Origin of the sequence: Mesorhizobium sp. 131-3-5 (genome assembly GCF_016756575.1) — a bacterium.
Lineage (GTDB): Bacteria > Pseudomonadota > Alphaproteobacteria > Rhizobiales > Rhizobiaceae > Mesorhizobium > Mesorhizobium jarvisii.
Genome location: NZ_AP023254.1, coordinates 4267950 through 4282276 on the forward strand (window position 1 = coordinate 4267950; position 14327 = coordinate 4282276).

At 63.3% G+C, this 14327-nt stretch carries 11 protein-coding genes; 5 read left to right on the plus strand and 6 right to left on the minus strand.

Going from position 1 to position 14327, the window contains the following annotated elements:
- Positions 1-22: 22 nt before the first annotated feature.
- Together gltA and gltX are read right to left on the minus strand one after the other, a co-directional pair.
- Positions 23-1351, minus strand: a complete 1329-nt coding sequence (gene gltA / locus JG747_RS20770) for a citrate synthase (protein ID WP_019858188.1) — start codon at positions 1349-1351, stop codon at positions 23-25.
- A gap of 183 nt (positions 1352-1534) precedes the next feature.
- A complete protein-coding gene (gene gltX / locus JG747_RS20775; RefSeq protein ID WP_202359927.1) occupies positions 1535-2959 on the minus strand; it encodes a glutamate--tRNA ligase in 1425 nt (474 codons plus the stop codon).
- A 103-nt stretch (positions 2960-3062) separates the two neighbouring features.
- On the opposite strand from gltX, the gene JG747_RS20780 reads away from it, so the two are divergent.
- Positions 3063-5516: a ComEC/Rec2 family competence protein gene (locus tag JG747_RS20780; RefSeq protein WP_202362325.1), complete on the plus strand. Its 2454-nt coding sequence runs from the start codon at positions 3063-3065 to the stop codon at positions 5514-5516.
- Here the strand turns inward: JG747_RS20780 and lexA are convergent.
- Positions 5510-6247 carry a transcriptional repressor LexA gene (gene lexA, locus JG747_RS20785; RefSeq protein WP_020628877.1) on the minus strand — a complete coding sequence of 246 codons (738 nt, stop codon included), beginning with the start codon at positions 6245-6247 and terminating at the stop codon, positions 5510-5512. The two genes, JG747_RS20780 and lexA, sit on opposite strands and share 7 nt — an antisense overlap.
- Positions 6248-6625: 378 nt before the next feature.
- Positions 6626-7399 (minus strand): GntR family transcriptional regulator, encoded by a 774-nt coding sequence (locus JG747_RS20790; RefSeq protein ID WP_202362326.1) that lies wholly within the window; start codon positions 7397-7399, stop codon positions 6626-6628.
- 152 nt (positions 7400-7551) lie between these two features.
- Here JG747_RS20790 and JG747_RS20795 point away from each other — a divergent pair, with 152 nt between their 5' ends.
- Genes JG747_RS20795 through kynU form a run of 4 tightly spaced genes read left to right on the plus strand, consistent with a single transcriptional unit; the run spans position 7552 to position 11573 of the window.
- Entirely contained in the window at positions 7552-8538 is a 987-nt protein-coding gene (locus JG747_RS20795) for an ABC transporter substrate-binding protein (protein ID WP_069092189.1), read from the plus strand.
- 59 nt (positions 8539-8597) lie between these two features.
- Positions 8598-9377, plus strand: coding sequence for an ABC transporter ATP-binding protein (locus JG747_RS20800; protein WP_038646859.1), 780 nt, complete (start codon positions 8598-8600; stop codon positions 9375-9377).
- A gap of 5 nt (positions 9378-9382) precedes the next feature.
- The gene (locus JG747_RS20805) at positions 9383-10306 is read left to right on the plus strand and encodes an ABC transporter permease (RefSeq protein WP_019858181.1); all 924 of its coding nucleotides are present in this window, start codon (positions 9383-9385) and stop codon (positions 10304-10306) included.
- 19 nt (positions 10307-10325) lie between these two features.
- Positions 10326-11573, plus strand: a complete 1248-nt coding sequence (gene kynU, locus JG747_RS20810) for a kynureninase (protein ID WP_027046847.1) — start codon at positions 10326-10328, stop codon at positions 11571-11573.
- Between the two features lie 4 nt (positions 11574-11577).
- Here the strand turns inward: kynU and kynA are convergent, their stop codons facing one another.
- Both kynA and JG747_RS20820 read right to left on the minus strand, forming a co-directional pair.
- On the minus strand, positions 11578-12414 hold the full coding sequence (gene kynA, locus JG747_RS20815; protein ID WP_019858179.1) for a tryptophan 2,3-dioxygenase: 837 nt from the start codon (positions 12412-12414) through the stop codon (positions 11578-11580).
- Entirely contained in the window at positions 12411-14036 is a 1626-nt protein-coding gene (locus tag JG747_RS20820; protein ID WP_202359928.1) for an AMP-binding protein, read from the minus strand. The genes kynA and JG747_RS20820 overlap by 4 nt, the downstream gene beginning before the upstream one ends.
- Between the last annotated feature and the right edge of the window lie 291 nt (positions 14037-14327).

The window sequence follows — 14327 nt, forward strand, 5'->3', positions numbered from 1 at the left end:
TCTTTAATCACGGGAGCTTCGGTCAGCGCTTGGCGATCGGCACGTAGTCGCGCTCCGGCGCACCGGTGTAGAGCTGGCGCGGGCGGCCGATCTTCTGGCGCGGATCCTCGATCATCTCCTTCCACTGCGCGATCCAGCCGACGGTGCGTGCGACCGCAAACAGCACGGTGAACATGGTGGTGGGGAAGCCCAGCGCCTTCAGCGTGATGCCGGAATAGAAATCGACATTCGGGTAGAGCTTCTTCTCGATGAAATAGGGGTCGGTCAGCGCGATCTTTTCCAGTTCCATCGCGATGTCGAGCAGCGGATCGTCCTTGATGCCGAGTTCGCCCAGCACCTCGTGCGCCGTTTTCTGCATGATTTTCGCGCGAGGATCGTAGTTCTTGTAAACGCGGTGACCAAAGCCCATCAGCCGGAACGGGTCGTTTTTGTCCTTGGCGCGGGCGATGAATTCCGGGATGTGATCGACATGGCCGATCTCGCCCAGCATGTTGAGCGCCGCTTCATTGGCGCCGCCATGGGCCGGGCCCCACAGGCAAGCGATGCCGGCGGCGATGCAGGCGAACGGGTTGGCGCCCGACGAGCCGGCGAGGCGAACCGTCGAGGTGGAGGCATTCTGCTCGTGATCGGCGTGCAGGATGAAGATGCGCTCCATGGCGCGCGCCAGCACCGGGTTGATCTTGTACTCCTCGCATGGCACCGCAAAGCACATATGCAGGAAGTTTGCCGCGAAACCGAGATCGTTCTTCGGGTAAATGAAGGGCTGGCCGATGTGGTACTTGTAGGCCATGGCCGCGATCGTCGGCATCTTGGCGATCAGGCGCATCGACGCCACCATGCGCTGGTAGGGGTCGGAGATGTCGGTGGAGTCGTGATAGAAGGCCGACAGCGCGCCCACCACGCCGCACATCACCGCCATCGGGTGCGCGTCGCGGCGGAAGCCGGTGAAGAAGCGCGACATTTGCTCGTGCACCATGGTGTGGCGCGTCACGCGGTAGTCGAAATCGTCCTTCTGCGCCTTGGTCGGCAGTTCGCCGTAGAGCAGGAGATAGCAGACTTCGAGGAAGTCGCCGTGTTCGGCCAGCTGGTCGATCGGATAGCCGCGGTGGAGGAGAATACCGGCGTCGCCGTCGATGAAGGTGATCTCGGACTCACAGCTTGCCGTCGAAGTGAAGCCGGGGTCGTAGGTGAAGGCGCCGGTCGTGCTGTAGAGCGAGGCGATGTCGATGACGTCGGGTCCGACGGAGCCGCTTCGCACCTTGAATTCATGGGTCTTGCCGGCGAATTGAAGCGTTGCGGTAGCCTCTTGGTTCGCGCCGCCCACATCCAGTTTTTTCGCAGCTTCGGTCATTGCAAACTCCTTGTTGTTTCCTCATGCCGGCAAAGGCAAATTCTGCAGAGCGACACGTCGAAATCACCGCAATGCGCGTATTCGCCACCGCATTTTAGGAGGTGCGTGCCAGATTGGGCCAAGGCCTAATGTTGCACTGCGAAACGCGCCTTTCAATGCCAATCTTCTTGGGCCAGTTTGCTCCTAATCGATTTGATCCGCTATGCGCGCCAGGCTTTCCTCGCGCCCAAGCACGGCAAGCACGTCGAACACGCCAGGCGAGGTGCTTTTGCCGGTCAGCGCGGCCCGCAACGGTTGGGCCACGGCGCCAAGCTTGTGGCCACCGGCCAGCGCATAGTCGCGGATCACGGCTTCCGCCGCGGCTGCAGTCCAGTCGCCGGAAAACGCATTCAAAGCTTCGTGAGCGCCGCGCAGGATCTTGCGGGCGTCGTCGTTGAGCAGGAGGGCCGCCTTCTCGTCGACCGGCAGCGGTCGCGTGGCGAACAGATAGGCCGCGCCATCGACGAGCTCGACCAGCGTCTTGGCGCGCTCCTTCAGGCCCGGAAGGGCCGCCAGCAACTGCGCCTTGTTGTGTTCGTTGAGGCGCGCGGCCATCGCCGGGCCACCCTCGAGATAGGGCAGAGTGGCGATGAAGATGTCCAACAGCTTCGCGTCGGCCATGCGCCGCATATGCGCGCCGTTGATCGCTTCCAGCTTGGCGAAATCGAAGCGGGCAGCGCCCTTGTTGACGTCGCCGATATCGAACCAGGAGATCATGTCCTTGATCGACATGATCTCGTCATCGCCATGACTCCAGCCCAGGCGCGCCAGGTAGTTGAGCAGTGCCTCCGGCAGGTAGCCCATGGCCCGATAGGCTTCGACGCCGAGCGCGCCATGGCGCTTCGACAGCTTGGCGCCGTCGGCGCCATGGATCAGCGGGATGTGCGACATAGACGGCACGTCCCAGCCCATGGCGTTGTAGATCACGGTCTGGCGGGCCGCATTGGTCAGATGGTCGTCGCCGCGGATGATGTGGGTGACACCCATGTCGTGGTCGTCGACGACGACGGCATGCATGTACGTCGGGTTGCCGTCCGAACGCAGGATGATGAAATCGTCGAGATCCTTGTTGGGGAAGCGCACCGCGCCCTGGACGCGGTCATGGACGATCGTCTCGCCTTCGGTCTGCGCCTTGATGCGGATGGCGCCCTTGACGCCCGCAGGCGCCTCAGAGGGGGCGCGGTCGCGCCACTGGCCGTTGTAGCGCGGCGGCAGGCCCTTAGCCCGTGCTGCCTCGCGCATCGCCTCCAGCTCGGCCGGCGTCTCGTAGCTGTAATAGGCCTTGCCCAGACGCACGAGTTCCTCCGCGACCTCGCGGTGGCGCGGCGCGCGCTCGAACTGCGAGACCGCGTCGCCGTCCCAGGTCAAGCCGAGCCAGGAGAGGCCGTCGAGGATGGCAGCTGTCGCGGCCGCGGTCGAACGCTCGCGATCGGTGTCCTCGATGCGCAGCAGCATCGTGCCGCCGGTGTGTTTGGCATAGAGCCAGTTGAACAGAGCCGTGCGCGCGCCGCCGATGTGCAGATAGCCGGTGGGCGAGGGGGCAAAACGGGTGACGACCTTGTCGGACATGAAACTCTCGGAAACCATCTGAAGCGGGGTGCGGCCGCGCGGACTTTCGCGCGTCGCGCGTTCATGTAGCATAGGGCGTCAGGCGTGCAAGGGGCAGGACCCGATGGCTGGACGAGGCTGGGGCTCGGATCAGGGCGAGGACGCTGGTGTTGGCGTCAGCGAACGGTCGATGTTTGCATCTCCCCTTGCGAACCCACTGCCATCGCCCCTTATGCCTGCACCCGGCAGCCAGCCGCCGCAGGCGGATATGCCGGCGACACTTCCGCCGCCTGCTTCAGGCCGGATTGTGCGTGTCCGGCGGCGACTCGCCCGGGTTTCCTGGCCTCGCCTACGCCATAGTGCGGCGACGGCAGCGGAGCTCGAGCTTGACCGGGGCATCGCCTTCCTGCTGGTGCCGGTTTGTCTGGCCGCTGGAGCCATCGGCTATTATTCGCTCGCGACGGAGCCTGATTTTGCAAAGCCTGTCGCGGTCGTCGTGCTGATGGCGGTCTGTGCGCTTGTTTCGCGCTCCTGGCCCAAAACCCATCTGGGCTTCACGGCGGCATTGTTGTGCGCGCTTGGCCTGCTTGTCGCCAAGGTCGAGACATGGCGGGCGGGCACCCAGATGCTGGGTTCGGAAATCTCGACGCAAGTCACCGGCCGTGTCGTTTCGCTCGACCGGATGGAGACCGGCCGCATCCGGCTGACCATCGACGTGACGTCGACCGCCCGGCCGAAACTGCGCTATGCGCCGGAAAGGGTCAGGCTTTCGGCGCGAGATATCCCGGCGGAAATGACCGCCGGCTCCCTGGTCACCGGCTATGCTAAACTGTTGCCGCCGACCGGTCCGGTGCGGCCGGACAGTTACGATTTCTCCTTCGACAGCTATTTTGCCGGCATTGGCGGCAGCGGATTCTTTCTCGGCAACCCAAAGCTTGTCTCAGCCACGGACGACGAGGTGCCGCTCACGGCCCGCCTTTTCTCGGGGATAGAAAATGCCCGTGAAGCCATTGCCGACCACATCAGGGCCACGGTTGGCGGTGCCGAGGGTGAGATCGCGGCGGCGCTGATCGTCGGCGTGCGGGCCGGCATTCCCGATGAAATCAACGAGGCGATGCGACGCACCGGCATCTATCACATCATCTCCATTTCCGGACTGCATATGGCGCTCGTCGCCGGTACCATCATGGGGCTGCTGCGCGGCGCCTTCGCGCTGTTTCCGGACTTTTCCGCGCGTCGGCCGGTGAAGAAATATGCGGCCGCCGCGGCCCTTTTCTCGATCGCCGCCTATCTCGTCATTTCCGGCGTCGTCGTCGCGGCCGAACGCAGCTTCATCATGCTGGCGGTGATGCTGATTGCCGTGCTGTTCGATCGCGCGGCGCTGACCATGCGCAATCTTGCGATCTCGGCGATCGCCGTCATTGTGGTGTCGCCGCATGAGGTAGTCGGCCCAAGCTTCCAGATGTCGTTCGCCGCGACCGCGGCGCTGGTCGGGGCTTATGCCGGCTGGGCGGATCACCATGCGGGAAAGGCAAGACCGCCACCGCCAAAGCGATCCCTGCCGGGTTTTCTCACGCGAAAATTCCTGCTGGCGACGGGTGGGTTGGCGATGACATCCATCATCGCCGGCTGCGCCACGGCGCTGTTTGCCATCTGGCATTTCCAGCGTGTGTCGCCGCTCAGCCTGTTCGCCAATCTGGCCGTCATGCCGATCGTGTCACTGATTGTCATGCCTTTCGCTGTTCTCAGTTCGCTTGCGATGCCCTTTGGTGCCGACGGTCCCTTCCTTTACGTGATGGGCAAGGGCCTGACCGCAATGATCGCCATATCGGCGTGGATATCGGAGCGCTCCCCGGTCGATGCGGTCGGGCTGATTTCGCAGCAATCCGTGCTGCTGGTGACCATCGCCCTGATCATCGCGACGATGGCGACGACCTGGCTGCGGCTCGCGGCAGTGCCATTCGCGCTTGCCGGCCTGCTGACAGTATCGGATACGCGCGCCCCGGATGTGCTGATTTCCGAAGATGCGCGTTTGGTGGCGCTGCCGATCGGCGGTGGAGAACTCGCGGTCAGCCGGGCTCGCCCGAACGAGTTCACCGTCGACAATTGGAAACGCGCGCTGGTGTCCGAAACCATCGTCGTGCCGGAGATGTTCGACAAGGCGGACTGGCAATTCGACATTGCCGATGCCGCCAATCTGCCGCCGGGAGCGCCGTTTTATTGCACGGATGGCGTCTGTCTTGCCCGGCATCCGTCAGGGGCGATCATCGCGCATGTCGAAGACCGCAAGGACACCTGGAAGGCTTGCGGCTTCGCCGATTTGATCGTCGTCAATGACGCAACCGGCTATGATTCCTGCCACAATCCGCTGGTTGTTGTCGTCACCAAACGGCAACTTGCCCGCAAGGGCAGTGCCGCCGTCTTCTTCGACCGCCAATCGGCGACAGGTCCGCCAATCATCAGCTTCGCGGTGGACGGGCCATATCGGCCCTGGCACGAGCAGCGAAAATTTTCGCGCGAGGCGAGGGGGCTGCCGCCCTATCAAAAACCCGAAAAGCCGGCCGTTCCTGCTCAGTAGCGCCGGATCAACCCGACAAGCTTGCCTTGCACCTTGACCCTGTCTGGCCCGAAAATGCGCGTCTCGTAGGCCGGGTTGGCGGCTTCAAGGGCGATCGAGGCGCCCTTGCGGCGGAACCGTTTCAGGGTTGCTTCCTCCTCGTCGACCAACGCCACGACGATCTCGCCCGGGCTCGCCGTGTCGGCGTTGCGGATGATGACCGTGTCGCCGTCGAAGATGCCGGCGTCGATCATCGAGTCGCCCTTGACCTCAAGTGCATAATGCTCGCCACCCATGATCATGTCCGGCGGTACCGAGATCGAATGTGTCTGATGCTGGATGGCATCGATCGGCACACCAGCGGCGATGCGACCCATCACCGGGATCGACACGGCGGAAACCGCATCGTCATTATTGCCGGCCGCGGGCAAGCGCGATGCCGCCGGCTTGATCTGGCGGCCAAGACCACCCTGGCCGAGGCTGCCCTGGATGACGCTTGGCGAGAATTTCTTTGCCGCGTTGAGGCCGGGTGCGATCGAATCCGGCAGCCGCAGCACTTCCAGCGCCCGCGCCCGGTTGGGCAGCCGGCGAATGAAGCCGCGTTCCTCCAGTGCCGTGATCAGGCGATGAATGCCTGACTTGGAGGCAAGATCGAGCGCTTCCTTCATCTCGTCGAAGGAAGGCGGAATGCCGCTTTCCTTGAGCCGTTCATGAATGAACATCAGCAGTTCATGTTGCTTGCGTGTCAGCATGGCGGCCCCCAAGGCATTGAACGACGGGTGTGAATCAGAATCGAAAAACAAACCCAGAACAAACACTATCTGTTCCAGTTGTGTTCCGCAACTGTTTAAAGTTTAATGAATTTGTTAACGCGTCTGAAATTATTTGGCCCCGGCAGCGGGCCGCGCTCGACCGCTTCCGCTCCCCCGCAGGTTCATTGAAATCATTTTGGTTAATGGCCTGTGGCCTACCCCTGGATGCGGTTTGGCATCAGGCGTTTGAGAGGCGTCCACAGAGCGGATTTGTACGGTGTATCGATCCATTTCCGGCGGAACGAAACGAAATCAAAATGCCAACGGTCGCGGGTTCAGGCCGGCCACGGCCGCGTGGATCTGGACGCCGCGGCGACGTCATCCGGAAACCGCTTTCAGGCTGCCGGCGCGCGCGGTGTAGGTGTTGGCGCCGTTGTCTTCGCTGTGGACATAGACATGCAGCGTGTAGCCGATATGCGCCGTCATCAGCGCCTTTGCCCGCTCGACGTCGCGATCGAGCGCCGCTTCCATGATTGCGGTGTGATGCTCGATGGCGATCGCTTCGCGCAGCGCGTCCATAGCCTCGCCATAGCCGTCCTTGAGGCCGGCCGCCGCCCGCAATGTCGGCGCCAGGCCGAGAAACCGATGATGCCGACACAGCTGATCGGCGATCGTCGAGCGAAAGCGCAACAGCCAGTTCGACGTCGCCGCGCTCAGCAACGCCGCATGGAAGGCCTCGTGGCTCTCGTCCCATTTGTCGACGGCCGCATCGGAAGGGTCTTCGACCGCGGTCTTGCAGCGGGAGAGCCGGTAATGAGCGGTGACGACCGCGTCCTCCCATTCCCTGCCGCCGTTCGCGATCGATTCCAGGAACAGCGGCATTTCGACAACCATCCTTGCGCGCGCCAGGTCCTCGAGCTCGGCGCGCGACACGGGAGCGACGGCAAAGCCGCGATTGCTGATGGCGGTGACCAGGCGCTCGGCTTCAAGTCGGGACAAGGCTTCACGCAGCGGCGTCCAGCCGACGCCGTATGTGCTGCGCAGCGCGCTCAGCTTGAGCGGCGCGCCCGGCATGAGGCGGGTGGTCAGGATATCGCGCCGCAGCAGCTGATAGGCCGCCTCGGTCTTCGTGGAATTGTTCTGATCCTGCATCGCCATCCGTCCGTCATCGGCTTGCGAAAATTATATATGAAGCGGAGGTATGGCAAGAATTATATATAATGTTTGACACACGGCGGGCGACTGACCATGATCGCCGCAGTTGCCGTCCTGTGGGCGGCGCTGATCAAATCTGGGAGGAAATGATGTTGAAGTCGAAGTCCGCTTGGCTGTCGGGATTGGCCCTGGCAGGCGCATTAATGGTCAGCGCAGGCAGCGCCGCGGCCGATCAGATACGCATCGGCATCGCTAATTTCGGCGAGCATCCGCAGCTCAATGCCGCCATAGCCGGCTTCAAGAAGGCATTGACGGACAACGGTTTTGTCGAGGGCAAGGACGTCGTCTACACCGAAAGCCATACCAACTTCGATGCATCGCTGGTGCCGCAGATGATTGCCAAGCTGCAGGCGGAGCAGCCCAAGCTGATCTACACCATCACCACGCCGGTATCGCAGATCGCCAAGAAGGCGCTCGCCGGTTCCGGCATTCCGATCGTCTTTGCCGCTGTCACCGATCCGGTGGCGGCCAAGCTGGTGCCGTCGTGGGACGCCGGAGACGAAGGCATGACCGGCGCCAGCGATCTGCAGGATGTCGCCGCGGTGATGGCCTTCACCAAGAAGCTGCTGCCGAACGCCAAGCGCTTCGGGGTGCCTTACAATCCAGGCGAGGCCAATGACGTTGCCCTGATAGAAAAGATCAAGGCGGCGGCGCCGGCGGCCGGTTTCGAGGTCGTGGAAGTCGGCATCGACAACGTCAATGACATCCAGCAACGCATCGCTTCGCTCGCCGGCAAGGCTGACGTGATCTACGGTCCGGCCTCGAACCTGATCCAGCCTGCAATCGCCGCTGTCTCCGCGGCCGCACGCCAGGCCGGTATCCCGGTCGTCAACTCTGATGACAGCGCGGTCCGCAACGGCACCGTGCCGGCGAGCTTCGCGGTCAATTACACGCAGGTCGGCATGAACGCCGGCAACATCGCCGCCGAAATCCTCAAGGGCAAGGATCCCAAGACGATCGCGCCGTCGCGCCCGGCCTACAAGGATCACATGGCAACGATTTCCCGCAAGGCGATGGCCGCGTTCGGCATCGAGATACCGGCTTCGATGGCCGATTGCGGCTGCATCGTCGACTGATATCGGGCTGCAAGGGGCGATGGCGTTGGCGCCGTCGCCCTTCCGGCCAGGGAGGAACGATGCTCGATATCCGATCCGCGCGCAAAGTATTCTACAAGGGGCAGGCCGACGAGAAGGTCGCGCTCGACGGCCTCAGCCTGTCATTGGCCACCGGCGAGTTCGGCATCGTCATCGGCTCCAACGGGGCCGGCAAGAGCAGCATGCTCAACGCTATTTCCGGAGCCCTCGTCCTGGATTCCGGCAAGATCCTGATCAACGGCGCCGACGTGACAGCCATGCCGGTGCACAAGCGCGCCACACGATTGGCGCGCGTCTTCCAGGATCCGATGCGTGGCACCGCCGCCAGCATGACCGTGGCGGAGAACATGCTGCTGGCCGATCTGCGCAGCCAAAAACGCACGCTGCGGCAAGGGCTAAACGCCACGCGGCTCGCGTCCTACAAGGAGCGCCTGTCGATATTGGGCCTCGGCCTCGAAAATCGTCTCGACACCCGTGTCGACCTGCTCTCGGGCGGGCAGCGGCAGTCGCTGTCGCTGATCATGGCAGTCGGCGGATCGCCGGACCTGCTGCTGCTCGACGAGCATACCGCGGCACTCGACCCGCGCACGGCCGAGATCGTCATGCAGGCGACGGTGCGTGCCGTCAACGCGCTGAAGCTGACCACGCTGATGGTGACCCACAACATGCAGCACGCCGTCGACTATGGCAGCCGGGTGATCATGCTCGACGCGGGCCGGGTCCTGCTGGAGGTCTCCGGCGAGGAGAAGGCGAGGGTCACGGTTATCGATCTGATCGGCCATTTTTCCATCAAGACCGACCGCATGTTGCTGGCGAGCTGATCACCATGGGCTTTATTCCGGACGTTCTGACGAGCTTTGTCGCGATCATGCCGGTGACCCTGGCGCAGAGCCTGATCCTGGCCTTTGTCGTGCTCGGCATCATGATCCCGTTCCGCATGCTGAACTTTCCCGATCTCACTAGCGAAGGCGCCTTTCCGCTGGGCGGCTGCGTCTGCGGCGTGCTGCTGGCTGCCGGGGTATCGCCGCTGACCTGCATCGTCGTCGCATTTGTGGCGGGCTTCGCGGCGGGTTGCTGCACCGCCTTCATCCATCTGCGCTTCCGCATCCACACGCTGCTGGCGGGCATCCTGATGATGACGATGCTCTACAGCATCAACCTGCGCATCATGGGCAAGTCTAACCTTTCGGTTTTCGGCTCGCCCACCGTGTTCGACTGGGTGCCGTTCGCGCGGCCGGGTTTTCCGGCCAGCAAGATCGTCGTCGCCGGCCTTCTCGCGCTCATCGCCTTTGCGGCGCTCTACATGTTCTTCAGAACCGAGAAGGGGACCGCCGTGCGCGCCGTCGGCGCCAATCCCGACATGGCCGAGGCGCAGGGCATCAATGTCTGGGCGGCGACCATAGGCGGTGTCGGGCTGGCAAGCGCGTTTTCGGCCTCGAGCGGCGCGTTGATGGTGCAGTCGCAGGGATTTGCCGACGTCAATATGGGGCTGGGCATCCTCATCAACGGCCTTGCCGCGCTGATGATCGGCGAGGCGGTCGTTGGCAAGCAGACGGTCTCGCGCCAGCTGCTGGCGCCCTTTGCCGGCGCGATCATCTACTACCAGCTGGTGTCGTTCTGCCTTGCCGCCGGCATGCCGCCTCCCGACCTGAAGCTTGCCACGGGCCTGTTCGTGCTCGCCATGCTTGCTCTGCCGAGCCTCAAGCGCAGCCGGGGACCAGCGCCCGCGCGCGAAGCGATCCGTGAATAACCAGGGAATGTCACACATCATGCGTGCAACGATCGATCTCGCCGCAGTCGAAGCCATGGATGCGGCGGATCCGCTGCGTGCCATGCGCGACCGCTTCATTTTGCCGGAAGGTGTGATCTACCTCGACGGCAACTCGCTGGGTGCCGCGGCGCCCGCCGTCTTCAACGAGCTGCAAAAGGCGGCGACGCAGGAATGGGCGCAGGATCTCATCCGCGCCTGGAACACCGCCGGCTGGTTCGACATGCCGGTCGCGCTCGGCGACCAACTCGGACGTCTGATCGGCGCCGAGGCCGGCCAGACGGTGGTCTGCGACACGACCTCGATCAACATCTACAAGGTGCTGCATGCAGCCCTTGGCATTCGGCCGAACCGCTCGGTCATCGTCGCTGAGGGCGACAGTTTCCCGACCGATCTCTACATGGCCGAAGGCGTGGCCTCGACGCGGCCGGGCACGGTGCTGCGGCTCGAAGGCGTCGACGCGCCCACCATCGAGGAGCTGATCGATGAGCGCGTCGCGGTCATCCTGGTCAACCACGTCAATTACAAAACCGGACAATTGCGCGACATGGCCGCGCTGACGTGCAAGGCCCATCAGGTCGGTGCGCTGATCGTCTGGGATCTCTGCCATACGGCCGGCGCGTTGCCGGTCGAACTCGATGCTGCGAACGCCGATTTCGCCATTGGCTGCACCTACAAATATCTCAATGGCGGTCCGGGTGCGCCGGCGTTCATCTATGCAGCGAAGCGCCACCACGACGACGTCCATCAGCCGCTGAGCGGTTGGTGGGGCCATGCACGGCCCTTCGCTTTTGAACAAAGTTATGCGGCCGGCAGCGGCATCCGCCGGTTCCTGTGCGGCACGCAGCCGGTGCTGTCGATGCGGGCGCTGAAAGGGGCGCTCGATATCTGGGACGATGTCGACATGGCGGCGGTGCGCAAGAAGAGCATCGCGCTCACCGACCTGTTCATCCAGCTCGTCGAGGCCAGATGCGGCGCCTACGGCCTCGAACTCGAAGGTCCGCGCGACGGCAATGCGCGCGGCAGCCAGGTGTCGTTCCTCCACCCGCATGGCTACCAGGTGATGCGGGCCTTGATCGAGCGCGGTGTGATCGGCGATTTCCGCGCGCCGTCGACCATCCGCTTCGGCTTCACGCCGCTCTATGTCGGCTACAAGGACGTCTGGCAGGCGGTCGAGGTGCTCGAGGACATCCTGCGCACCGGCGCCTGGCAGGAAGCGCGTTTCGCGGTCAAGACGGCGGTGACTTGAGACCTCAGAGCCGCGTGCGGACCGTCCACAGTTCCGGAAACAGCACGACCTCGAGCATCTTCTTGAGATAGGACGCACCTGAGGTGCCGCCGGTGCCGCGCTTCAGGCCGATGATGCGCTCGACCGTGGTGACATGGTTGAAGCGCCAGCGGCGGAAATAGTCCTCGAAATCGACCAGCTTCTCGGCCAGCTCATAGAACATCCAGTAGCGCTGCGGATCGCGGTAGACGGTCTGCCAGGCGACCATGACCTCTTCGTTCTCGGTGCGGGTCTCACGCCAGTCGGTGCGCTTGGCATCGGCGCCGATGTCGAACCCGTTGCGCGCCAGAAGCAGCAGCGCTTCGTCGTAAAGCGATGGCTCGGCCAGGATGGCCTCCAGCTTGCCGGTGAGGTCCGGCCGGTGCTTGTGAGGTCCGAGCATTGCTAGGTTGCGGTTGCCAGCCATGAACTCGATGGCGCGGTATTGCCAGGACTGGAAGCCAGAGGATTGGCCGAGCGCGTCGCGGAACTCGGTGTATTCGCTTGGAGTCATCGTGCGCAGCACGTCCCAGGCGTTGTTCAACTGCTCGAAAATCCGGGCGACGCGCGACAGCATCTTGAAGCTCGGCTCGAGGCGGTCGGCGCGAATGGAGCGTATGGCGGCGCCAATCTCGTGCAAAGCAAGTTTCATCCAGAGCTCCGAGGTCTGGTGCTGGATGATGAACAGCATCTCGTCATGCGCCGACGACAGCGGCGTCTGTGCGTCGAGCACTTTTTCCAGATGCAGATAGTCGCTGTAGGACATGCGCTCCTTGAACGACATCTGCGCGCCTTCGGAGGCCGGATCGTAGGGCTCGCTCAATTGATTTTCTCCGTACGCAGCCGGAAGCGCTGGATCTTGCCGGTCTGGGTCTTGGGCAGGGCGGCGATGAATTTGACCGAGCGCGGATATTTGTAGGGCGCTATCGTTGCCTTGACGTGGTCCTGCAGGCGCTTGACGGTCAACGCATCGGGCGCCACGCCTTGCACCAGCACGACATGCGCCTCGACGATCTGACCGCGTTCGCCGTCATCGGCGCCTATGACCGCGCATTCGGCGACATCGGGATGCGACAGCAGTGCCGCTTCGACCTCTGGTCCGGCGATATTGTAGCCGGCGCTGACGATCATATCGTCGGAACGCGCGGCGAAGTGGAAGAAACCGTCCTCGTCCTGGGAAAAGGTGTCGCCGGTGAGGTTCCAGCCGTCGCGCACATACTCCTTCTGCCTGTCGTCGGCCATGTAGCGGCAGCCGGTTGGTCCGCGCACCGCCAGCCGTCCGGTCTCGCCGCGTGGCACCTCTTGCATCGCGTCGTCGACGATACGCGCTTCATAGCCGCCCACCGGCTTGCCGGTGGATGCAGGCTTCATGTCGCCAAAACGGTTGGAGATGAAGATGTGCAGCATTTCGGTGGCGCCGATGCCGTCGAGGATCGGCTTGCCGGTCTTCTCGGTCCATTCCTCGAAGACCGGAGCCGGCAAGGTCTCGCCGGCCGATACGGCGACACGCAGCGATGACAAATCGGCACCTTCATCCATGGCCTTCAGCATGGCGCGGTAGGCGGTAGGCGCCGTGAAGGAAATGGTCGCTTTGTAGGTCTCGATGATGTGGATCATGTTGGGCGGCGTCGCCTGTTCCAGCAGCGTCGCCGCCGCTCCAAAGCGCAGAGGGAAGATGGCAAGGCCGCCAAGGCCGAAGGTGAAGGCGAGCGGCGGCGAGCCGACAAAGATGTCGTCCGGCGTGACCTGGAGGATTTCGCGCGCATAGGCATCAGCGATGATCAGGAGATCGCGGTGGAAGTGCATCGTGGCCTTCGGCACGCCCGTCGTGCCGGAAGTGAAGCCGAGCAGGGCGACATCGTCGCGGCCGGTGTTGACGGCGGTGAAGGTGACCGGCTTGTCGAGCGCGGCGCGGTCGAGCTCGGCATCGTGGTTGGCGGTGCCGTCGAAACCGATCACCTGCTTCAGGAAGGCGCTGTCCTTGGCGCAGGCGGTCATCTCGTCCATCAGCCTGGTGTCGCAAAGCGCGGTGGTGATCTCCGCCTTGTCGACGATCTTGGTAAGTTCGCCGGCGCGCAGCATCGGCATGGTGTTGACGACCACCGCGCCGACCTTGGTGGCGGCCAGCCAGCAAGCAACCATTGCGGGGTTGTTGGCGGAGCGGATCAGCACCCGGTTGCCCGGCTTGACGCCATAATTCTCGACCAGCGCGTGGGCCAGCCTGTTCGTCCAGTCAGACAGTTCCTTGTAGGTGCGGCGGCGGCCATTGCCGATCAGGGCGGTGTGATCGCCAAGACCCTTCTCGACCAGCCTGTCGGTCAATTCGACGCCGGCGTTAAGGCGTTCGGGATAGTCGAAGCCGTCGAGCAGGAAGTCCGGCCACTGATCCGGCGGCGGCAGATGTTCGCGCGTGAACGTGTCGATATGCGCTGAAGGCCCAAGCATGTCGCCGCCATCCCATTTGCTGCCTGGCCAGTGCGCGAAGCATCTGTCCGAGGTCGTGGATCTGAAGTTCCCGTCTTTTCGCGAGAGGCTTTGTGTCGCCAGTTACACCTGTTTCGGCGACGCCACCGGAAGGGTGGACATTCGCAGGTTTGGACAGCACAGCGGACCTCCCATTGTCGACTGTTCTCGGGGCAGGATCGCACCAGTCGAAATTTGTTTCAAGCCTAAAATGTTTTTGCCCTGAAGCATTGACGCATGGCATGGTGGCGGCCATTGCTAGCGTCAAACGCA